This is a genomic window from Thermosulfurimonas sp. F29 (genome assembly GCF_019688735.1).
Lineage (GTDB): Bacteria > Desulfobacterota > Thermodesulfobacteria > Thermodesulfobacteriales > Thermodesulfobacteriaceae > Thermosulfurimonas_A.
The window spans coordinates 234125-253893 of sequence record NZ_JAIFYA010000003.1; the positions used below are offsets into that span (position 1 = coordinate 234125).

Genomic DNA, 19769 nt, shown 5'->3' on the forward strand with positions numbered 1-19769 from the left:
GGGTGCCCGCTTTCAGCCGGACTCTTTCCGAAAAGGAATTCGTGATCACCTTTGAGCTGGTGCCCGGACGCAGCACCCGCACCCGGCATTACCGACAGATTATTCGTTTCGCCGAGGCTCTCGCCGGGGAGGGGCTTTTCGACGCCCTTTCCATCACCGATAACGCCGGGGGACATCCGGCTCTGGCCCCGGAGGCTCTGGGACGGGAGCTCCGCCTCATGGGGCACGAACCCATCATTCACTTTTCCTGCAAGGACAAAAATCGCAATCAAATAGAGAGCGATCTCCTGGCCCTGGATCGAGAAAGGTTGCACACCCTTCTGATTCTCACGGGGGACTATCCCCGCTACGGATACCGGGGCCGGGCCAAGCCGGTCTTTGACCTGGATTCGGTATCCCTCCTGCGCCTGGTTTCGGAGATGCGGGAGGGGTTTCACCTCCCTCCCGAGGTGCCCGGCGGGGGGCTTCGTCTTCCCCCCATTCCCTTCTTTCCGGGCTGTGTGGTGAATCCCTTCAAGTGGACCGAGGCCGAGACCGTTCTTCAGTACTTCAAGCTCCTTCGTAAGATACGGGCCGGGGCCTCTTTCGTAATTACGCAGGTGGGGTTTTCGGCCCGCAAGTTCCAGGAGTTGCTGTATTTCCTGGATGAGGAAGGGATCAGGGATCTACCGGTGCTTGCCGGAGTCCTGGTCATGGATCTGCGTCTGGCTCGCCTTCTCCATCGGGGGGTGGTGCCGGGGATAACCGTTTCGGAAAGACTTCTGCGCCGGGTGGAACGGGAATCCCGCGCCCCGGACGGGGGAAAGGAGGCGGCGCTTTCCCGGGCCGCCCGTCTCATAGCCGTCTGCCGGGGGCTGGGTTTCCGGGGAGTGCACATCTGCGGGGCCCCGCTCGATCCCGTGGCGGCGCGAGAACTCCTTCACATGGCCGGGGAGTTTTACCCCCGCTGGCGGGAATTCCTGCCGGAATTCTCCGAACACCCGGAAGGGGCCTTCTTCCTCTACCGGGAGGATCCGGAAACCGGACTCAATGTCCCGCAAAGAGTGCCCCCGGGTCCTCCCCGGTCCGGAGGGATCCTCTACCGGTTTTCCCGCCTGGTTCACCGGATCTTTTTTTCCCCTCGCGGACGCCTCTTACCCGTGTGGAAAAAACTGGCCGAGCGCGTGGCCGGAAGTTCCCTCGAAAAACACTTCACCCGGATGGAATACTGGTTCAAGAAAGCCCTCTTCGACTGTCAGGAGTGCGGGGATTGTGTACTGGCGGAAATGGCCTTCCTCTGCCCCCAGAGTCAGTGCGCGAAGTACCTCCTCAACGGTCCCTGCGGAGGAAGCCAGGAAGGATGGTGCGAGGTGTATCCCGGGAAACGCCGTTGCGTGTATGTACGGATCTACGAACGTCTCCGTCCGGAGGAGCGCCGGAGCAAGCTCCTTTCCGGAGAACTTTCCCCGCGCGACTGGGCCCTCTTCCGGACCTCTTCCTGGCTGAACTTCTATCTGGGACGCTCTAACTCCCCACCGGAAGAGTGAGAAGAGGCGAAAGCCCCTTTCCCTTGGAAGCCTCCAGGGCAAAGAGCTGCTGAAGCAGAACGAAGGTGGCCTTGGTGCTGGGATCGGTATCGGAAAGGTAAAACCATCGTCCCCGGTAATGCACGGCGAGCAGAGCCCCGGAGGGGAAGGTGGAACTTTCGCGAACCCGAAAGAGGTCTCCCAGGACCCGTTTCCAGTCAAAGGGCCGTCCATCCGGAAGCCTGGTGAGGACGACCCGCCCCTCTGCCACATCCCTTTCCGGGACCTCCACTCCCTGGGAGAGGTAGAAAAGCACCCCGATGAGGGAACGGGTCTCCACCCGAATACGATCCGGCCCGGGTTCGGCCTCCGGCCCTACCAGGGGGTAATAGGAGGCCCGGGTCAGGCGGAGGAGACGAAGGACCTCCCGCGTTTCCGCAAGATCCCGGGCCTCGGGAGAGATGAGGAGGGCCGGAAAAGCCCGCCCTTCCCTTTCCAGGAACACGAACCGAAGATAACCGTGTCGGCGCAGGTTTTCCAGGGCACGACTGACCCGCAGAAAGGTCTCAAACCTCGGCGGTTTCGAAGGCGTAGGCCCGGAGGCGGTGGGAGCGTTGGGGACCCCGTTTAACCCCTGCACGCAGAGACGCAGAACCCGATCCACGCGCCATCCGGAGTTGAGCAATAAGACCAGGTGTTCCACCGGTATGGGGGAAAGAAGTCTCCTGGCGAACTCCTCCCCCTGAAGCGGTACGAAGGTAAAGGTGGGTTTTACCGCATAGGAAAACCCCAGGCCGAAGCTATAGGAATCGGGATAGGCCTCGTTCACCCTGGCTCCGGCGGAAAGATCGCCGGAAAATCCGTACTGGGTGGAGATGCTGGTGACCTCCAGGAAGACCGGGGGTTCCCCGTAGCGCAAACGGACCAGGTTGAGGATCATCTGTTCGGCCAGCGAGTGCTGCAGGGCCCGATTGAAGCCCAGGGAGGATTGCTTAAGTTCCGCGCCCGGGTGGAGGGCGCAAGAGGTCAGAAGGAGTGCACCCGCCAGGAAAAACCCTTTAACCCACGAACCGACGGACCAGGTCCTCGAGTTTCCGGCAGACCTCCTGCCAGTCATCCTGCCCCTCCTCGATGCGATCCATAAGGGTTTCCAGTTCCCGGGTAAACTCTTCGGAGACGAGGTGGGGAAAATCCCTCCGTAGCACCTCGTAAACCTCTTTCCCCAGGTGGGTGGGCACCAGGCGGCCTCCCTTTATGGCCTTGACATAGCCCCGGGAAAGCAGGGTGCTAACGATTTCGGCGTAGGTGGAAGGGCGTCCCAGGCCGCGTTTTTTCATTTCCTGAACCAGGGTGCCCTCGGTGAAAAGCGGTTTGGCCGAGACGCTGCGAAGCCGTATCTCTTCCGGCCCCCCCCGGGGCTGAAAGAGGGTAAGGGGTTCCCACAGCCGGTCGTGTCCGGGGCGAAGCATCTCCACCGGAGCCCGATCCTCCCAGGAAAAGTCCGATACGGTAAAACGCAGGCGAGCCACCTTAACCCGGGGATTGCGGCACTGGCTGGCCATGAAACGCCTGAAGATGAGGTCGTAGAGACGCAGGGCATCCCTTTCGTTTTCCAGGGAGAGAAGACCGTGAGCCACCCGCGAGCGCAATTCCCGGAGATCCCAGGGCCGGGTGGGACGGATGGCCTCGTGGGCCCCGCCTTCCCCCCAGGCCCGGGGGAAAAAGAAGTCCGCCCCGAGCGTCTTTTCCAGATAGGGGCGGGCCACCTGAAAGCGTCCGGCCTCGGAGACCCGGGTGGAATCGGTGCGGTGGTAGGTGATGAGCCCGCTTTCGAAGAGGTGCTGAAGCAGGGTCATGGTGTATCGGCTGGTGAAACCCAGGCGGGTGTGGGCTTCCTCAAGCACGGTGTCCGTAGTGAAGGGAGACGGGGCGGGGATCTCCTCCTCCGACTCCTCCAGGACTTCCCACCGCAGGGTACCGAACTCCTCCTTCAGGGATCGGGCCCTGCGACCGTCCTCGAGTTCCAGGGTGAAACGGCGACCTCCCAGGCGGAAACTCAGGAGATAGCGTTTGCGACCGGCCTCCCTGGCCCGCTCGATGACCCAGCCCAGCACCGGGGTCTGAACCCGTCCGGCCGAAAGGCCTCGCCGGGAAAAGACCCGCCAGAGATAACGGGAAAGGGCAAACCCCACCCACCGATCCGCCACCCGGCGGGCCAGCTGGGCTTTTACCCGGGCCGTGTTGAAATCCTGCGGCCGGGCCAGGGCCTCCCGCAGGGCCCGGGGGGTAACCTCGTGAAACTCGAGCCGCCGGATGTTGGCCTGATACGGGCGCAGGGAGATCATGAGATCGTAGGCGATCTTCTCGCCCTCGGCATCGGGGTCCGAACCGATGAGGACCTCGTCGGCGGAAAAGGCCACCCGCGCCAGCGCCGCAAGGATCTCCCCCTTGTCCCAAACCCTCCCCCCAGGACACCTTTCCTTTACTTCCTCCGGATCCACCAGTTCCTCTCCGGTATCCTGACAACGCTTGATGGTATCGAAGAGGGGCCGATAACGGCCGTCTTCGGAAAACACTCCGAACAACCCCCGCCGGCGGGAGAGGTTGAAGACATGGCCCAGGGAGGCCGTAACCATGAGAAGCCGGTCCTCGGTGGGAATCTCGTAAACGACGACCCGTCCCAGGCGTCTATGGGATGGTCTTCCCCAGAAGGAGGCAATGGTTCGGGCCTTGTGGGGGCTTTCCACCACCAGGAGGGTGCTTCGGACCTTCGGAGTGCGTCCTTCGCGGAGCCCCCGACGGGCCTCGGTGAGCCGGCGGGAAACCTCCTCGAGATTTAACTCCGGGAGGGGACGGAAGTCCGGTGGCTCCCCGAGGAAAAAACGAAGTCGATGTTTAAGGCTCGCGAGAGCCCGGCGACTTTCCGCAAGCACCACGGATAGCCCCGGGAGCACCCCCCGGGCCGAAAGTCGGGACACCCTGCCCGAGGCCTGAAGATAGGCCGCGGCGTCTCCTACCACCACGAAAAGCTCCCCCTCCCTCTCCTCCAGAAAGACCTCCTCGGAGGAACGCAGCCTTTCCCGAAAGGCGCTCTCCGAAAGACGCGTCTCAAGGAAGTGCCGGATTTCCCTGAGACGGGCCTCAATCCTGGGATACCGGGGAAGGTCCTCCGCTCTGAGGGTAAGATAGTTGCGGAGATAGCGCAGGTGAGCCGTCGCCTCGGTCTCCTCCTCGCCTTCGAAAACCGGAAGCAGGGCCGAAAGGAGGGCGTAAAGGTTCTGGGGAGAAAGCTCCAGCCGCAGGGAGAACACATGCTTGGGCACCCCCACGAACACGGCGTAGCGCAGAACCTCCGGAAGATCGAGCCCCCTGACCAGAGGATTCCCCAGGTGAGCCAGCCCCACCGCCACCTCGAAGTCCCCTCTTTGCAACCCTTCCACGAGTTTTTCCGGAGAGGCCTCCAGATAGGAGACCGCTCTGATTCCGTTTCGGCGCAAAAATTCGGTAAACCGCGGCACCTCGGCTTTACCCAGATCCTCGGAGAGGAAGATAAGCCCTCCGGCTCCCAGGCGCCGACAGACCTCCACGGCCTCGGAAAAGAGTTTGTCCCGGGGCACCTCAAGATAGGCATCCAGGACATTTCGAAGGGTGGAGGTGGCCCGCTGAATGTCGAAACCGAGGAGCTGCTGGAAAAGGACCACCCGCGAGGTTCGGGGTTTGAGGGTAGCCGAGGAGATAATCAGGCGGGCCCGCCCTCCCCTCTCCCGGATGCCGTTTAGGAGTTCGAAGTCGTGGTCCGTTTTGCGGGGTTTTAGGGCCAGAAGAATCTCCTCTTCGGTGAATCCCAGTACGCGAAAGAGGGTCTCCAGGTGCCTGGAGCGCTTGAGAAAGGCGTCCACATCGTCCACGAAGACCAGCGAAAAGGCGATCCGGGCAAGCTCCGGGCCGTGTTGATACATGAAGGCCGAGGTGGCTACCAGGATCTCGTAGTCGCCCGCGGCGAAGGCCTCCTTGTCCCGCCTGCGCCCCCGATAGGCCAGAATTTTCCGCGAGATCGATAGCCTTTCGGCCAGAGCCTCGAGCCTTCCGTGCAACTGATCACAGAGGAGACGGGTGGGGACCACGATGAGGCTTTTTCCCGGATTTAAGAGGGTGAGAAGTAGCCCGAAGGTGGTCTTTCCCGATCCGGTGGGGGCCACGATGGCGAAGGACTCCCCTAGGAAAAAACGCTTGGCCCAGGTCTCCTGAAGGCTCGAGGGAGCGTGCCCCACGGCCCGTATAAACATCTCCCGGAAGTGGGCCAGTTTTTCTCGGGCCTCACAGAAGGGACGAAGCCCGAGGAGTCTTTCTTCAGGAAGGGCGCAGGGCTCCTCCGGCTCGGGAAGACACCTCTCGCAGGGCCATCCCGCAAGGAGCCGGTCGTCTCCGATCTCGCCGCCGCAGTTCGGACATCCGTGGGCCAGGGAAAAAAGCATTACCGGATCCCTGCCACCTCAAGCCATCTTTCGGTAAATCGTTCCGCACAGAAGACCAGGGACTCCAGATCCAGATATTCCAGGGCCAGACGGTCGTAAAGGACCTTGGCCTCCGGGGGAAGCCCCTCCTCGGGCTCGGGACGCCAGAAGTGGATCCGGAGGGGAACCCGGGGAAGCACATAGACCTCAAAGGATAGATCCGCTTCGGCGGGAATTTCCCGCGTGCGGAACGACGAAAGGGCCTTCCGCAGGGTCGCGAATCGTTCCGAAAGGGCCCGGGCCAGCCTTTCCTCGGCATATCGCCTGAGGGTGGCCACCTTGGAGACCGAATTGGGAAAGGTCTCCAGCCCCACGAATTCTCCGGAAAGAGGGGCCTTTCCCCCGAAACGAACATAGTTGTAAAGAAGGATCTGATCCCGGGGATCCAGTTCCAGGCCGTCGATACGACGGGCGGACCGCGGGGTGAGTTCCACCAGGCCGTCGAGGTAGGGAATGAGGAGCCTCCCCTCCCGCCATTCCACTCCGAGCCCCCCGGCCCGGGCGCGAAGATCCAAGCCGGCCACCTCGGTCTTTACCTCCTCGAGGATGCGCCAGGCCTGATCCAGTTCGGAGGAGGGATTCGGACCTCCGGAAAGGGAAAGCCCTTCGAGATTCGCGTGGGGACAGTCCCGAGGGGTGCGTTTTCCGGAAAGGAGAGCCACCGCAAAGGCCAGACAGGAGAGCTCTCCGCACTCCCCGCAGTTGGTTTTGGGGAGATGCCTGACGATCTCAAGCGGGGTCAAACCCATCGCGGGTATCATAGCATCCTCGCCCCGTTTTTGAAAGAGGCCCGAAACAGGGGTATAATTGTTAAAAATTCACCCTTTAAATCCGGGAAGGGGGTAGGGGAGATGTTCAATATAGGAGATATGGCGGTTTATCCTGCGCACGGCGTGGGGGTCATTGAGGCCGTGGAAAATAAGGTCATAGGGGGGGAGGAAAAAACCTTTTATGTGATGCGTATTCTCGAGACTAACATGACCGTTCTGGTCCCCAAGGACAACGCCCAGAGGGTCGGACTTCGCAGTCTTATTTCCAAGGAGGAAGCGGCCCGGGTTTACGAAATCCTCGGCACCAAAGAGCTTTCCTTTAATCATCAGACCTGGAATCGGCGCTATCGGGAATACATGGAAAAACTCAAAAGCGGTTCCATCTTCGAGGTGGCGGAGGTGTACCGGGATCTTCATCTGGTAAGCCGACAGAAACCCCTTTCCTACGGAGAGCGCAAACTCTTCGATACGGCCCGATGTCTTCTGGTAAAGGAGCTGGCCCTGGCCGAAAATCTCGAAGAGGACGAGGTGGAGAGGAAGATTCGGGAGGCGCTGGCTCAGGCACCCTAAGGAGAGAGACTTTTGAGACGCTACCTGATTCCTTTTCTTCTAGTAGGTACGGCGGCCCTTCTCGGTTTCGGGGTGGTTCGTTACTTTCCCCCCCGTGGTGGTCACCCTCTTTCCCCCTGGGCGGGGCTTGCCGGAGGGGCGGGGGTGGGGCTTCTCGTGCTTTTTGCGGAAAGACTCATCCGCCGTCTGCCCCTGCTTCAGATCGTGGGAGGAGCGGTGGGACTCCTTCTGGGACTGGCCCTGGCCCGATTACTCTCCTCCCTCTTTGCTCCTCTGGGGCAGGGGGTCTGGGCGGCTTTCGTGTATTCCATGCTGGCCCTGGCTCTGGGATACCTGGGGCTGGTGGTGGGAGGGCGCCGTTTTTCGGAAATCCGTCTCCCCGAGGGACTATTTCATCCCCTCTCCTATGTTTCCAAAAAATTTCCCCGTAAAGAATGTCCCAAGGTGGTGGACACCAGCGCCATCATCGACGGACGCCTGGCCGACATCTGTGAGACCGGCTGGCTTGAGGGGCCACTCATCATTCCCAACTTCGTGCTCCGCGAGCTTCAGCATGTGGCCGACAGCCGCGATCACTCCCGTCGGGAGAGGGGCCGCCGGGGGCTCGATGCTCTGAACCGGATTCGGGAGTCCGGTCGGGTAGAGGTGCGCTTCGTGGATCAGGACTATCCCCGTATTCGGGACATCGACGCCAAGCTGGTGAGGCTCTCCCGCGACCTCGGAGCCAAGCTCATCACCACCGACTACAACCTCAACAAGGTAGCCAGGCTCAAGGGAGTAGAGGTGCTCAATGTCAACGAGCTGGCCCTGGCCCTGCGTCCGGTGGTTACCCCGGGGGAGGAACTCAAGATCGAGGTCATAAAGGAGGGCAAGGAGCGGGATCAGGGCGTGGGGTATCTACCCGACGGAACCATGGTGGTGGTGGAGGGAGGACGCCGGCTCATCGGAAAGGAGGTCGAAGTGGTGGTGACCAGTGTGCTCCAGACCCCGGCCGGACGCATCGTGTTCGGTAAACCCCGGAGCGTGGCTCAGGCGGCCTGAAGGTGCCCCGCATCCGGCTGCTTCCCGAGGAAGTCCATTCCAAGATCGCCGCCGGGGAGGTGGTGGAACGCCCGGCCTCGGTGGTTAAGGAACTGGTGGAAAACGCCCTGGACGCCGGGGCCTCGCGGGTGGAGGTGGAGCTTGAGGAGGGAGGGCTCCGTCTCATACGGGTATCCGACGACGGCGAGGGGATGGAACCGGAGGATCTCAGACTTTGCTGGCGCTCGCACGCCACCAGCAAGATCGCCGGTCCCGAGGATCTCCTCCGGGTGGTGACCTACGGGTTCCGGGGGGAGGCCCTTTACAGCATTGCCCGGGTCTCCAGGTTGACCATCCTTTCCCGTCCCCGTCAGGCCGGCGAGGGCTACCTCCTGCGGGTGGCCTTCGGTCGGGAGGAAGCCTTCCGCCCCGCCGCTTCCTCCCCGGGAACCACCGTGACCGTGGAGGCCCTCTTTCGGGATTATCCCGCCCGGAAGGCCTTTCTCAAGAGCCCCAGGGCCGAAGCCGGCCGGGCCCTGGAGAGTTTCCGGTTGCTCGCCCTGGGGCGTCCGGAGGTGCGCTATCGGTTCCGACACGATGGCCGCGAGACCTTCAGGTGGCCCGGAGGGACCCGCCGGGGCCTCCTTTCGCGCCTTCTCCGGGTCCCCGAGGAGGACCTCCTCGAGCGCGTTTACGAAAGGGGAGCCTATCGTCTGGAGCTGATCCTTACCCCGCCGGAGAGGGCCTTCTCCACCTCCCGATATCTCTTCGTGCTGGTTAACGATCGAGTGGTGAGGGACCGATCTCTGATCGCGGCCCTGCTCGAAGGGGTGCGGGCCGCCTTTCCCGGGGGGCGTTTTCCCGCAGGGGCGCTGGCCCTTTATGTGCCCCCCCACCTGGTAGATGTTAATGTGCATCCCGCCAAGGCCGAGGTTCGCTTCCGGGATGAGGGGGAGGTGTTTTCCTTCGTGCGCAGCGCCGCGGAAAGGTTCCTTTCCCGCACCGTAAGGACCCCTTCTCCCCCCTCCTCCGGAGACGACCTCCCCCTCAGCCCCTCTCCTAAAATCTTCTCCGCCCGGGCCGGTGAAGAAAAGCGCTCTCTCAAGGTGGGGGAGGATACCCTTCCCTTCCGGGAACCCGTTTCCCGTAAGGAAGGATTCCGCTTTCTGGGACTCCTTAGGGACACTTACGCCCTCTTCGAGGTGGAAGAGGGGGTGCTTTTTCTGGACTTTCACGCCGCCCACGAGCGTCTCCTTTTCGAGGAATGGCGTGATCGGGGGGGAGAGGCCGAGGAACTTCTCTTCCCGGCGGTGTTCGAGCTTTCCGAGGAAGCCCGCGAGAGGCTCGCCCTTCTCGGGGAGGCCCTGGAGAAGGCGGGCTTTCGGGTGCGCGAGGCGGGTCCCCGGGAGATTGTGGTGGAGGCGGTTCCCCGGGGGGGCGGTTTTCCCGCGGCCGAGGAATTGCGGGGCCTGCTCGAGGAGGGGATCTCCCCCGAGAGTTTCCGGGATAAGTTCGCGGCCCGGCTGGCCTGTCGGCTGGCCCGGAAGGCCGGAGAACGCCCGGAGCCCCGGGAAGCCGAGGAGCTTCTCCGGAAGGTCCGGGAAAAAGGCCTCGAACGCTGCCCCCACGGCCGTCCCCTTTTCTGGCTGGTGAGCTGGCATGAGCTGGAAAGACGCCTCGGACGCAAGGTCTAAAAAGATCCTGGCGGTGGTGGGGCCCACCGGGGTGGGCAAAACCGCTCTGGGAATAGAACTGGCCGAGCGCTTCGGCGGAGAGATCGTAAACTTCGATTCCGTCCAGGTTTACCGGTACCTCGATATCGGAACGGCCAAGCCCACCCCAGAGGAACGGGCCCGGGTGCCGCATCATCTAATCGACATCCTGGAGCCGGACGAACCCTTCAACGCCGCGGCCTTCGTGGAAAGAGCCGATTGCGTCATCGCCGAAATAGTCGCCCGGGGAAAAGTCCCCATCCTGGTGGGGGGGACGGGTCTTTACCTGCGGGCCCTGTTGCACGGGCTTTTCCCGGTGGAGGTTCCGGAGGAGCTCCGGCGGACCCTGAGGGAAAGGCTAAAACGGGAAGGGCTTTCCGTTCTTTATCAGGAACTCAGACGGCGGGACCCCGAGGCCGCCCGGCGTATCCATCCCCACGATCGGGTGCGGGTGCTGAGGGCCCTTGAGGTGTGTCTGGCCACCGGAAAGACCTTTTCCGAAATGGTGCGGACCCACGCCTTCCGCGAGCGTCGCTATAAGGCCCTCAAGATCGGGCTTCACCTTCCCCGGGACGAGCTCTATCGCCGGCTGAACGAACGGGTGGATCGCATGCTCGAGGCCGGCCTCCTCGAGGAGGTGAAAGCCCTTCTTGAAAGGGGATTCTCCCCGGAGCTCAAGCCCCTCCAATCCATAGGCTACCGCCACATGATCGCCTACCTTAAAGGGGAGGTCTCCCTGGAGGAGGCCGTGCGGCTCATGAAAAGGGACACCCGTCGCTACGCTAAACGCCAGCTCACCTGGTTTAGGGCCGATCCCGAGGTAAAATGGTTCCTCCCCACCGAACGGGAAGGGATTTTCGCGGAGGTGGAGAGATTTCTATTGGAGGTTTGAATTTCCAGATAATTGTAATTTTTAGACGCAAGGTTGAAAAAATAGAAAATCCATTGTATTTACCACTCTAAATTTCCCCATAGAGGTGATGAGGATGGAAGAAAGGAAGTTATTCGCTCCCTCTCCCAAGAAGGTGGCGGACAAAACGAAGACTCCCGAGGAGACCATCGTCGAGGTGGAGGAGGCCTTTCGCCGCAGCGGGCTACGGGTCTTCCGGGAACTGCGTCGCATTGACAAGGGGCGATTGGGGATTCCCGTGTACATAAGCATTTACGACCTGGATGGACAGAAGACCACCGGAAATTACAAGCAGATGGGCAAGGGGGCCACGGACGAGCTTTCCCGGGCTAGTGCCCTCATGGAACTGGTGGAGCGTTTCTCTCTTTTTTCCTTCGTAAAGGGACGGGCTCGTGAGCGGCTTTCCACTCTGGCGGAACTCGGGGAAGGAACTCTTTCGGTGGAGGAACTCCTCGAGTCCGTGGACGATCCGGAAAAGGACAGCCGGGTGCACGATCTCCTGAGGAGGGTCCTTCCGGAGGTGCCTTTCCACATGGTTCCGGCCCTGGATGTGGCTGAACGCCGTCCGGTGCAGATTCCCTTTTACTGGTTCTGGATCCTTTACGAATACAACGGTTCAGCCGCCGGAAACACCTACGCCGAAGCCGCGGTTCAGGCCACCTGTGAGCTTATTGAGAGGCATGTCTCCGCTCTTTCCCATCGTCTGCGGGCCCCCATGCCGGAAATCCGCCGGGAATCCATCTCCGGGGAGGGGGATCGCCTGTGCCGGTGTTTCGAGCGACTGGGGATTCGGCTCTGGATTCGGGACATGACCTACGGTATGCCGGTGCCCACCGTAGCCGCCATGGCCATGGATCCCTCCACCTTCCCCGAGCGGAGCGAGATCGTTTACGCCTCGGGGACGGGAACCAGTCCCGAAAGGGCTCTCATTCGGACCCTTACGGAGATAGCCCAGCTGGCCGGTGACTTTGACACCGACGGACGATACCTGGAAAGTGCCCTCCCCAAATTTGCGGACCTGGAGGAAGCCTCCTATGTGACCGATAAGTCCGGGGAGCTGGATCTTTCGGATCTTCCCAACATCTTCGCCTCGGATCACACCGTGGAGTTGGAAACCCTGGCCCGGGAGCTTCGCGAGAGGGGATATCGGCTCTTCATGGTGGATATCGGTCATCCCGACCTGAATCTTCCCGCGGTTTACGCGATAATCCCCGGGGCCCTTTTCCGGGAACGGACCCGCATTTCACCTCTTTATCATCTGGTTCGTACCGTGGCCCTGTATCTTCCGGGGAACAAGGCCCTTCCCATCATCCGGACTCTGCTGGAGGAGGTAAGGGATCGATACTATCTCTGGGGATACTACGGGAAGCTTCTTGCCGAGGAGGGGAACGCGCAGGAGGCCCTTCGGGCCCTGGAGAAGGCTCTTTCCTGCGGGCCGGATCCCGCGGATCGGCCGGCCCTGATGGCTCATCTCGCTGAGGTGAACCTGCGCCTTGAGCGCTACGCCGAGGCTCGAAAGGCCGCGGAGGAGGGACTGGCGATTACGGACATCCCCGAACTCTGGAATCTCCTGGGACGGGCCTGTTTCAAACTCAGGGATTATACGGATGCTCTGGCCGCTTTTCTGCGGGCGGTGGAACTGGAACCCTCTTCCGCGGTGGATTACGCCAACGCGGGTTATTGCCTGCGGGAGCTGGGGGCTCCCTCCGAGGCCCGACGGTTTTTCGAAATGGCCCTTTCTCTGGATCCCACTTTGAAAATGGCCCGGGAGGGGTTAGAGTGGTGTGAGAGCCGTACGAGAGAGGAGGGCTCCCATGTATAAAAGAGGTCTGGTTTTACGGTTTCCGGCCGAGGTGGTGGATCAGCCCATCGTCTGGCGTCTGGTCAAGGATTTCGACCTCTCCTTCAACATTCTGAAGGCCACCATCCTCCCCGGAAAGGAAGGCATCATGGTGATGGAGCTTTCCGGGCACCCCAAAAAGGTGTCGCAGGGGCTCGAGTACCTGCGCGGGCTGGGGGTGGAGGTCAGGCCCATCGGGCAGGAGATCCGGCGCCGGGAGGACCTCTGTATCCACTGCGGCTCCTGTACGGCGGTCTGTCCCACGGGAGCCCTTTCGGTCAACCGTGAAACTATGGAGGTGGTCTTCGATCCCGACCGTTGCAGCGCGTGCGGCATGTGCGTCACCGCCTGCGTGGTGCGGGCCATGGAGGTGCGACTTGAACGCGAAGCCCTATGATCGCGGTGGCCATCTCCGGGGGGGTGGACAGTGCCTTTGCGGCCTGGGCCCTCTCCCGGACCCAAAAGGTCTTCCTCCTTCACGGCCTCTTCGTGCCGGAAGCCTCTGATCCGGAAAGACCCCTCCGCATAGCCGAGTTCCTGGGGCTCCCCCTTCGGGTGGTGGATCTGCGCCGGGAGTTCCGGGAAAGGGTTATCCGTTACTTCCGGGAGGCCTACGCCCGGGGGCTAACCCCCAATCCCTGCGTGATCTGCAATAGAGAAATCAAGTTCGGGCTGCTGCTGGCGAAGGCCCGGGAACTGGGTGCCGAAAGACTGGCCACCGGTCATTACGCCCGGGTGGTCTACGACGCGAACCTTAAGCGCTATCTTCTTCTAAAGGGGCGGGATCCCCGCAAGGACCAGAGCTATTTTTTACATCAGCTCTCCCAGGAGGCCCTCTCCAGGGTGGTCTTTCCCCTGGGGAAGCTCCTCAAGGAGGAGGTCGTCCGCGAGGCCGTCCGCATCGGTCTTTTCAACCTCACGGCTCCGGAGAGCCAGGAGGTCTGTTTCATTCGGGGGGATTACAGGGAACTTTTCGCGGACCTGGACTTCCCCCCCGGGGACATAGTGACCGTGGACGGTAGGGTAGTGGGGCGCCATCGGGGGCTTTATGCCTACACCGTGGGACAGAGACGGGGGCTCGGGCTGAGGCTGGGGCGTCCCTACTATGTGGTGAGGCTGGATGCCCGGAGAAACCGGGTCGTCGTGGGGGAAAAGAAGGATCTTTTCTGCCGGAGTTTTCTCGTGGGCGGGGTGAACTTCATCTATCCCCTGGATCCGGGAAGGCCCTTTCGGGCGGAGGTGCGGATCCGCTACCGTCACCGGGAGGCCCCGGCGGAAGTGCAACCCTTGGCGGACGGCCTTTACCGGGTAATATGGGAAAGACCCCAGAAGGCCGTGACGCCCGGGCAGTTTGCGGTCTTTTACCGGGGGGATCTGGTGCTTGGTGGGGGAGAGATCCTTCCGGAGGAGGACGATGGCCAGGATCAGGTTTCTTCCGTTTGAGGTGGAGGTAGAGGCCGAGGAGGGGGAAAATGTCCTTCATGCGGCCATGCGGGTCGGGGTGCACATCAACGCCTCGTGCGGAGGGGCGGGGGTGTGCAATAAGTGCCGGGTGTTTTTGGAGGAAGGACGCGCACGCGGAGAGGAACTTCCGGACGGGGGCTACAAGGCCTGCACCCTCGTCCCGGATACCGATCTCGTGGTGCGGGTGCCGGTGGAGAGCCATCTGGATCGGCGCGCCCTCCTGCGGGCTCCCAAGCGCCGGGCCACCGCCTGGCTGGCCGCCGCCGAACTGCGAGCCGTCTCCCCGGAGCCGGCCTTCCGGCGCGTCTTCCTCGAGCTTCCGCCCCCGGACCTCTCCGACAACCTCCCCGACCTCCGCCGGCTGAAAAGGGCCCTCCGGGAAAGGACGGGGACGGAGCCGGAGGCGGAATGGAATCTTCTCCGCTCCCTTCCCCATGTGCTGCGGGAGGAGAACTTCCGGGTCACGGTGGGTCTCTACGACCACCCTGAAAGAAACCTCCCGGTGATAAGGCAGGTCTGGCCGGGAGATCGATCCGGCCGGGGACTTGCCGCCGCTGTGGACATAGGCACCACCACCCTGTGCGCGGAACTGGTGGACCTTCGCGAGGGACGGGTGCTGGCGGAGACCTCGGATTACAATCCGCAGATCAGTTACGGCGAGGATGTAATAAGCCGCATCGAATTCGCCCGGCGGGAAAAGGGTCTGGCTCTTCTTTCCGAAAAGGTGCGAGATCGGGTGGGCGGACTCATCAGGGAACTGTGCGAGAAGGCCGGAGTGGCTCCGGAAGACCTCGACCTCGTTTCGCTGGCCGGCAACACGGTGATGACCCATCTCTTTCTGGGACTTGAACCGCGTTTCCTCCGGGAGAGTCCTTATGTGCCGGTGGCGGCCTTTTATCCTCCGGTTCCGGCGCGGGAGCTCGGTCTTCCCGTCGCCGAGGGGGCCATGGCGGAATTCGCCCCCTCGGTGGCCAGTTATGTAGGGGGCGACATCGTGGCCGGGGTGGTGGCCACCGGATTTTTCGAGGAGGAACCCCTCACGCTTTTCATCGACATCGGGACCAACGGGGAGATCGTGGTGGGTAATCGAGACTTTCTGGCCTGCGCGGCCTGTTCGGCGGGGCCGGCGTTCGAGGGTGGAGGGATCCGCCACGGAATGCGGGCCACCTCCGGGGCCATCGAGGCCGTGCACATAAATCCTCATACCCTTGAGCCCATGATCCTCACCATAGGAGGTAAGCGAGCCAAGGGAATCTGCGGTTCGGGGATCATCGCCCTTCTCGCCAACCTCTTTCTCACCGGTCTCGTGGATCGATCCGGAAAGTATCGCCGGGATCTGGATCATCCCCGACTCCGGGAGGGCCGGGACGGGTGGGAGTATGTGGTGGTGTGGGCGGAGGAGTCCGCCACCGGGGAGGACATCGTTTTCACGGAGGCCGACATCGACAATCTGATCCGGGCCAAGGGAGCCATGTTTGCGGGCTATCAGACCCTGCTTGAGTCGGTGGGACTTTCGGTGGAAGCGGTGGAGCGGGTCATTCTGGCGGGAAACTTCGGAAGTTATCTCGACCTGGAACAGGCCATCACCATCGGCTTGCTTCCGGATCTTCCTCGGGATAGATTTTTCTTTGCGGGTAACAGCAGTTTACTGGGGGCGCGGCTCATGGCCCTTTCCCGAAAGTATCGGGAAAAGGCGGTGGAGGTGGCGCGGATGATGACCCACTTCGAGCTCTCCGCTCATCCCGGATACATGGATTACTACATGTCGGCGCTGTTTCTGCCGCACACGAACATAGAATTCTTTCCTTCGGTCAAGGAGAAGCTGGAGGAGTAGGGTGCGGGTGGGCCCGGCCGAGGTTCGGGTGGTCGGAAATTTTTACCCGTCTTCCGGCGGTAGGGGCACCCGACCGGACGAGCCGGCGGAGGTTTCTCGCGGGACGGAGGGGGGAACCTTCCGGCAGAAGAATCCCGCGGTTTCCGACCGGGAGGAAGACTGGCGCGTTCTCATGGAGATAGCCCGTCTGCGGCGCATCGATCAGATGGTTCGGGCCCACGAGCGGGCTCACCTCGTGGCCGGAGGGGACATCGTCAGAAGCGGCCCCCATTATGTTTACCGACGGGGGCCGGACGGAAAACTCTACGCGGTGGGAGGAGATGTGACCATAGACACCTCCCCGGTGCCGGGGGACCCGGAGGCCACCCTGCGCAAGGCGGAAAAGATCGTGCGGGCCGCCCTCGCTCCCCTGGATCCCTCGCCTCAGGACATAAGGGTGGCCATGAGGGCACAGATGATGGCCATGCAGGCCCGTCTCGAACTGGCCCGCGAAAGGATGGAGGTTAAGGGTGAGGAAAATCGCTCCTGAGGCTTTTCCCTTTCTTCTTCCCCTGGCGGGGCTTGCGGGACTTTCGGTCCTGCTGCGGCGCCCCCGGATGGCCCTCGTCGCCGGAGGGCTTTCCGGGGCGGTGAGCTGGTTCTTCCGCGATCCTCACCGGGAACCGGTGCTGGATCGCGAGGCCCTCGTCTCTCCCGCCGACGGGGTGGTGGTTACGGTCCGCTATTTAACGGAACACGAGGATTTCGAGGGGCCGGTTTTTCGGGTGGGAATCTTCATGCGGATCTTTGATGTGCATGTCAACCGGGCCCCGGTTTCCGGACGGGTGCTCAAGGTGGCCGAGGCCCGAGGGGAGAAGCTCCCCGCTCAGCGGGAGGAGGCCTTTCGTCGCAACGAGAAACGCTTTTACTGGTTTGAGCGGGACGACGGGGTGCCGGTGCTCATGGTGCAGGTGGCCGGGCTGCTGGCCCGACGCACGGTGAGCTATGTGCGCCCCGGGGACGAGGTGCTGGTGGGGGATCGGGTGGGGATCATCAAGTTCGGGTCCCGGGTGGAGGTCTTTTTCCCGGCCGAAGGGGCCCGAATCCTGGTGAGGGAGGGACACCGGGTGCGGGCCGGGGAAACCCCCCTGGCCCTGATCCCCTGGAGGAACCCTTGAGGAAGATCGCGCTTCTTCCGCACATCTTCACCACCGGGAACCTCTTTGCCGGGTTTTTCGCCCTGGTCTCGGCCCTTTCGGGAAAGATCACCGTGGCCTCGTGGGCCATCTTCGTGGCCATGATCTGCGATGTTCTGGACGGACGCCTGGCCCGGCTCACCTCCTCGGCCACCCGCTTCGGCATGGAATACGACTCCCTCTGCGACATGGTCTCCTTCGGGGTGGCCCCGGGGCTTCTGGCCTACGAGTTCGCCCTGAAACCTTACGGGAGATACGGATGGCTTGCCGCCTTCATCTATGTGGCCTGTACGGCCCTGCGGCTGGCCCGCTTCAATGTGGAAGAGCCCGGAGTCAAGGCCTACTTCAAGGGTCTTCCCAGTCCGGCCGCGGCGGGATTGGTGGCCGCCACGGTCATCTTTCTCAACCAGGTGGGAGCGGTCTTCCCGGTCAAGCATGTGGCCCTGGTCCTCATGATCTATCTGGTCTCCTTTCTCATGATTTCTCCGTTGCCCTACCCCAGTTTCAAGGTCCTTCGCTTCAGGGAGAGTCAGCTCACCTACTTACTTCCGGCCCTCATCCTGGCCTTTGCGGTGGTGGCCGCGGAACCCCGTATCACCCTTTTTATAGTCTTTGCCCTGTACGCCTCCTGGCCTCCCCTGAAAATCCTGGCTCTGCGCCTTGTCCGCCTTCTTTCCCCGGGATGGAGAAGGTCTTCGGAGGCCGAGCCCCGGTTTGACATCCGTAAAAATGAGGATTAAAAAGAAAGCGCAAACTTGACCAAGGGAGGAAGAGGAAATGAGTTGTAAGTGCCGTTTGCTCAACATCGGTTTTGGTAACTCGGTGGTGGCCGAAAGGGTGATTGCCATCGTGAATCCCAATTCGGCGCCCATGAAGAGGCTTCGGGAGGAGGCCAAGGAATCCAAGCGACTCATCGACGCCACGCAGGGGCGGAGGACCCGTTCCATCATCATTACGGATTCCAATCATGTGATCCTTTCGGCCATTCAGGCGGAGACCATTGCCCAGAGGCTCACCTCGGACCTCCTCAAGATGCACGAGGAGTGCGCCGAGGCCCAGACCGTTTCCGAGGAGGAAAAGGCTTCATCAAGGCGGCGCAAGAAATCCGGCTAAGTCATGGGAAAGAGGGGGCTTTTGCTGGTGGTCTCCGCCCCTTCGGGAGCGGGTAAGACGACTTTATGTCGTCTTCTTCTGGAGAGGTTCCCCTTCCGGTTTTCGGTTTCTCACACCACCCGTCCCCCGCGGCCGGGTGAGGTGCACGGGAGGGACTATTACTTCGTCTCCCGGGAGGAATTCCGGGAAATGATCCGGGAGGGGGCCTTTCTGGAGTGGGCGGAGGTGCACGGGAACCTTTACGGGACCAGTTTTTCCGAGGTGGAGAGGGCCCTTTCCGGGGAGGAGGATCTGCTTCTCGACATAGATGTGCAGGGGGCCTCGCAGGTGCGTGGACGCCTGGGGGCCCGGGCCGTTTTCGTGTTCATCCTGCCGCCCAGTCTTGAGGAACTGGAAAGACGCCTCAGGCGGCGCGGCACGGAGGACGAGGAGACCCTAAGGCGGCGCCTGGCCCGGGCCCGGGAGGAGATTCGATTTGCCCCCTGGTTCGACTATGTGGTGATTAACGACGAGGTGGAACGGGCCTTCGAGGATCTCGCGGCCATCATCCGGGCCGAAAGGTGTCGGCCCGCACGGGCCCTCTCATGAGCCGGGTGGTCTGGGGCCTTAACCCGGTCCTTGAACTCCTCAAAAGTCAGCCCGACAAGGTGGAAGAGATATGGCTGGCCGCGGCGGGGCTGAGAGGGCGTCGCTTTCGCGTTCTGGAACTGGCCCGGTCCCTGGAGATCCCGGTGAGGGTGGTCCGTGATTTCCATCCTCCCAAGGTTCCGGCAGAGGCCCGCACTCAGGGAGTAGTGGCCTATCTCAGGGAATTCGCCTACGCCTCCCTGGACGAGCTCGAGGAGAGGTTGACCCGTTCCCCGGCCCCGCTGGTGGTCTTCCTGGACGAGCTGACCGATCCGCAGAATGTGGGCTCCCTCATCCGCAGCGCGGAGGTGTTCGGGGCTCACGGGGTGGTTATTCCCAAACACCGGGCCGCGGGGGTAACCCCCACCGTGATCAAGGCCTCCGCCGGAGCGGTGTTTCACCTTCCGGTGGTGCGGGTGGTGAACCTCCGGCAGGCCATCCGGCGTCTCCGGGAGGCGGGGCTTGCGGTGTACGGTCTTTCCGCGGACGCCGAACGGGAGATACCGGAGGTGGACCTCACCGGACCGGTGGGGCTGGTGGTGGGAAGCGAGGGTCGGGGATTACGCGAGGGGGTGCGCCGGGAGTGTGACGAACTTATCCGCATACCCATGCGGGGGAAAATCGGGTCCCTTAACGCTGCGGTGGCCGGGGCCGTGGCCCTTTACGAGGTACTGAGACAGCGAGTTCTTAAAGATACTCGTTAAAGCAGGCGCGT

At 62.2% G+C, this 19769-nt stretch carries 18 protein-coding genes; 15 read left to right on the top strand and 3 right to left on the bottom strand.

Going from position 1 to position 19769, the window contains the following annotated elements:
• Positions 1-2: 2 nt before the first annotated feature.
• Positions 3-1526, top strand: coding sequence for a methylenetetrahydrofolate reductase C-terminal domain-containing protein (locus K3767_RS09545; RefSeq protein ID WP_221173352.1), 1524 nt, complete (start codon positions 3-5; stop codon positions 1524-1526).
• Here K3767_RS09545 and K3767_RS09550 read toward each other — a convergent pair.
• Genes K3767_RS09550 through K3767_RS09560 form a run of 3 tightly spaced genes read right to left on the bottom strand, consistent with a single transcriptional unit; the run spans position 1504 to position 6780 of the window.
• The gene (locus tag K3767_RS09550; protein WP_221173353.1) at positions 1504-2622 is read right to left on the bottom strand and encodes a hypothetical protein; all 1119 of its coding nucleotides are present in this window, start codon (positions 2620-2622) and stop codon (positions 1504-1506) included. The genes K3767_RS09545 and K3767_RS09550 overlap by 23 nt on opposite strands.
• Positions 2564-5980: a reverse gyrase gene (gene rgy / locus K3767_RS09555; protein WP_221173354.1), complete on the bottom strand. Its 3417-nt coding sequence runs from the start codon at positions 5978-5980 to the stop codon at positions 2564-2566. The genes K3767_RS09550 and rgy overlap by 59 nt, the downstream gene beginning before the upstream one ends.
• Positions 5980-6780, bottom strand: coding sequence for a DUF3786 domain-containing protein (locus K3767_RS09560; protein ID WP_221173355.1), 801 nt, complete (start codon positions 6778-6780; stop codon positions 5980-5982). The genes rgy and K3767_RS09560 overlap by 1 nt, the downstream gene beginning before the upstream one ends.
• Before the next feature lie 90 nt (positions 6781-6870).
• Between K3767_RS09560 and K3767_RS09565 the strand changes: the two genes are divergently transcribed.
• From K3767_RS09565 to rlmB, 14 genes are all read left to right on the top strand, one after another.
• On the top strand, positions 6871-7359 hold the full coding sequence (locus K3767_RS09565; protein WP_221173356.1) for a CarD family transcriptional regulator: 489 nt from the start codon (positions 6871-6873) through the stop codon (positions 7357-7359).
• Positions 7360-7371: 12 nt separating this feature from the next.
• Positions 7372-8400 (top strand): PIN/TRAM domain-containing protein, encoded by a 1029-nt coding sequence (locus K3767_RS09570; protein ID WP_221173357.1) that lies wholly within the window; start codon positions 7372-7374, stop codon positions 8398-8400.
• A gap of 2 nt (positions 8401-8402) precedes the next feature.
• Positions 8403-10073 carry a DNA mismatch repair endonuclease MutL gene (mutL, locus tag K3767_RS09575; protein ID WP_221173358.1) on the top strand — a complete coding sequence of 557 codons (1671 nt, stop codon included), beginning with the start codon at positions 8403-8405 and terminating at the stop codon, positions 10071-10073.
• Positions 10039-10983: a tRNA (adenosine(37)-N6)-dimethylallyltransferase MiaA gene (gene miaA, locus K3767_RS09580; RefSeq protein ID WP_221173359.1), complete on the top strand. Its 945-nt coding sequence runs from the start codon at positions 10039-10041 to the stop codon at positions 10981-10983. The genes mutL and miaA overlap by 35 nt, the downstream gene beginning before the upstream one ends.
• A gap of 94 nt (positions 10984-11077) precedes the next feature.
• Complete coding sequence (locus K3767_RS09585) at positions 11078-12823, top strand: YcaO-like family protein (RefSeq protein ID WP_221173360.1); 1746 nt, start codon at positions 11078-11080, stop codon at positions 12821-12823.
• Complete coding sequence (locus K3767_RS09590) at positions 12816-13238, top strand: NIL domain-containing protein (RefSeq protein ID WP_221173361.1); 423 nt, start codon at positions 12816-12818, stop codon at positions 13236-13238. The genes K3767_RS09585 and K3767_RS09590 overlap by 8 nt, the downstream gene beginning before the upstream one ends.
• Positions 13235-14284 carry a tRNA 2-thiouridine(34) synthase MnmA gene (gene mnmA / locus K3767_RS09595; protein WP_221173362.1) on the top strand — a complete coding sequence of 350 codons (1050 nt, stop codon included), beginning with the start codon at positions 13235-13237 and terminating at the stop codon, positions 14282-14284. The genes K3767_RS09590 and mnmA overlap by 4 nt, the downstream gene beginning before the upstream one ends.
• Positions 14256-16139: an ASKHA domain-containing protein gene (locus tag K3767_RS09600; protein WP_221173363.1), complete on the top strand. Its 1884-nt coding sequence runs from the start codon at positions 14256-14258 to the stop codon at positions 16137-16139. Before mnmA ends, K3767_RS09600 begins: the two co-directional genes overlap by 29 nt.
• A gap of 1 nt (position 16140) precedes the next feature.
• Positions 16141-16668 (top strand): putative metalloprotease CJM1_0395 family protein, encoded by a 528-nt coding sequence (locus tag K3767_RS09605; RefSeq protein WP_221173364.1) that lies wholly within the window; start codon positions 16141-16143, stop codon positions 16666-16668.
• Positions 16649-17296, top strand: coding sequence for a phosphatidylserine decarboxylase (locus K3767_RS09610; protein ID WP_221173365.1), 648 nt, complete (start codon positions 16649-16651; stop codon positions 17294-17296). The genes K3767_RS09605 and K3767_RS09610 overlap by 20 nt, the downstream gene beginning before the upstream one ends.
• The gene (gene pssA, locus K3767_RS09615; protein ID WP_255592384.1) at positions 17293-18054 is read left to right on the top strand and encodes a CDP-diacylglycerol--serine O-phosphatidyltransferase; all 762 of its coding nucleotides are present in this window, start codon (positions 17293-17295) and stop codon (positions 18052-18054) included. The genes K3767_RS09610 and pssA overlap by 4 nt, the downstream gene beginning before the upstream one ends.
• 37 nt (positions 18055-18091) lie before the next feature.
• Positions 18092-18427: a DUF370 domain-containing protein gene (locus K3767_RS09620; protein WP_221173366.1), complete on the top strand. Its 336-nt coding sequence runs from the start codon at positions 18092-18094 to the stop codon at positions 18425-18427.
• A gap of 3 nt (positions 18428-18430) precedes the next feature.
• Complete coding sequence (gmk, locus tag K3767_RS09625) at positions 18431-19015, top strand: guanylate kinase (RefSeq protein ID WP_221173367.1); 585 nt, start codon at positions 18431-18433, stop codon at positions 19013-19015.
• Entirely contained in the window at positions 19012-19758 is a 747-nt protein-coding gene (gene rlmB, locus K3767_RS09630; RefSeq protein WP_221173368.1) for a 23S rRNA (guanosine(2251)-2'-O)-methyltransferase RlmB, read from the top strand. Before gmk ends, rlmB begins: the two co-directional genes overlap by 4 nt.
• The last annotated feature ends 11 nt before the right edge of the window (positions 19759-19769 follow it).

Excerpts from the sequence above, each read along its gene's own strand:
- K3767_RS09550 (WP_221173353.1), bottom strand. The coding sequence starts at position 2,622 with ATGACTGGCAGGAGGTCTGCCGGAAACTCGAGGACCTGGTCCGTCGGT.
- rgy (WP_221173354.1), bottom strand. The coding sequence starts at position 5,980 with ATGCTTTTTTCCCTGGCCCACGGATGTCCGAACTGCGGCGGCGAGATC.
- K3767_RS09560 (WP_221173355.1), bottom strand. The coding sequence starts at position 6,780 with ATGATACCCGCGATGGGTTTGACCCCGCTTGAGATCGTCAGGCATCTC.
- K3767_RS09565 (WP_221173356.1), top strand. The coding sequence starts at position 6,871 with ATGTTCAATATAGGAGATATGGCGGTTTATCCTGCGCACGGCGTGGGG.
- miaA (WP_221173359.1), top strand. The coding sequence starts at position 10,039 with ATGAGCTGGAAAGACGCCTCGGACGCAAGGTCTAAAAAGATCCTGGCG.
- K3767_RS09585 (WP_221173360.1), top strand. The coding sequence starts at position 11,078 with ATGGAAGAAAGGAAGTTATTCGCTCCCTCTCCCAAGAAGGTGGCGGAC.
- K3767_RS09590 (WP_221173361.1), top strand. The coding sequence starts at position 12,816 with ATGTATAAAAGAGGTCTGGTTTTACGGTTTCCGGCCGAGGTGGTGGAT.
- mnmA (WP_221173362.1), top strand. The coding sequence starts at position 13,235 with ATGATCGCGGTGGCCATCTCCGGGGGGGTGGACAGTGCCTTTGCGGCC.
- K3767_RS09600 (WP_221173363.1), top strand. The coding sequence starts at position 14,256 with ATGGCCAGGATCAGGTTTCTTCCGTTTGAGGTGGAGGTAGAGGCCGAG.
- K3767_RS09620 (WP_221173366.1), top strand. The coding sequence starts at position 18,092 with ATGAGTTGTAAGTGCCGTTTGCTCAACATCGGTTTTGGTAACTCGGTG.
- gmk (WP_221173367.1), top strand. The coding sequence starts at position 18,431 with ATGGGAAAGAGGGGGCTTTTGCTGGTGGTCTCCGCCCCTTCGGGAGCG.
- rlmB (WP_221173368.1), top strand. The coding sequence starts at position 19,012 with ATGAGCCGGGTGGTCTGGGGCCTTAACCCGGTCCTTGAACTCCTCAAA.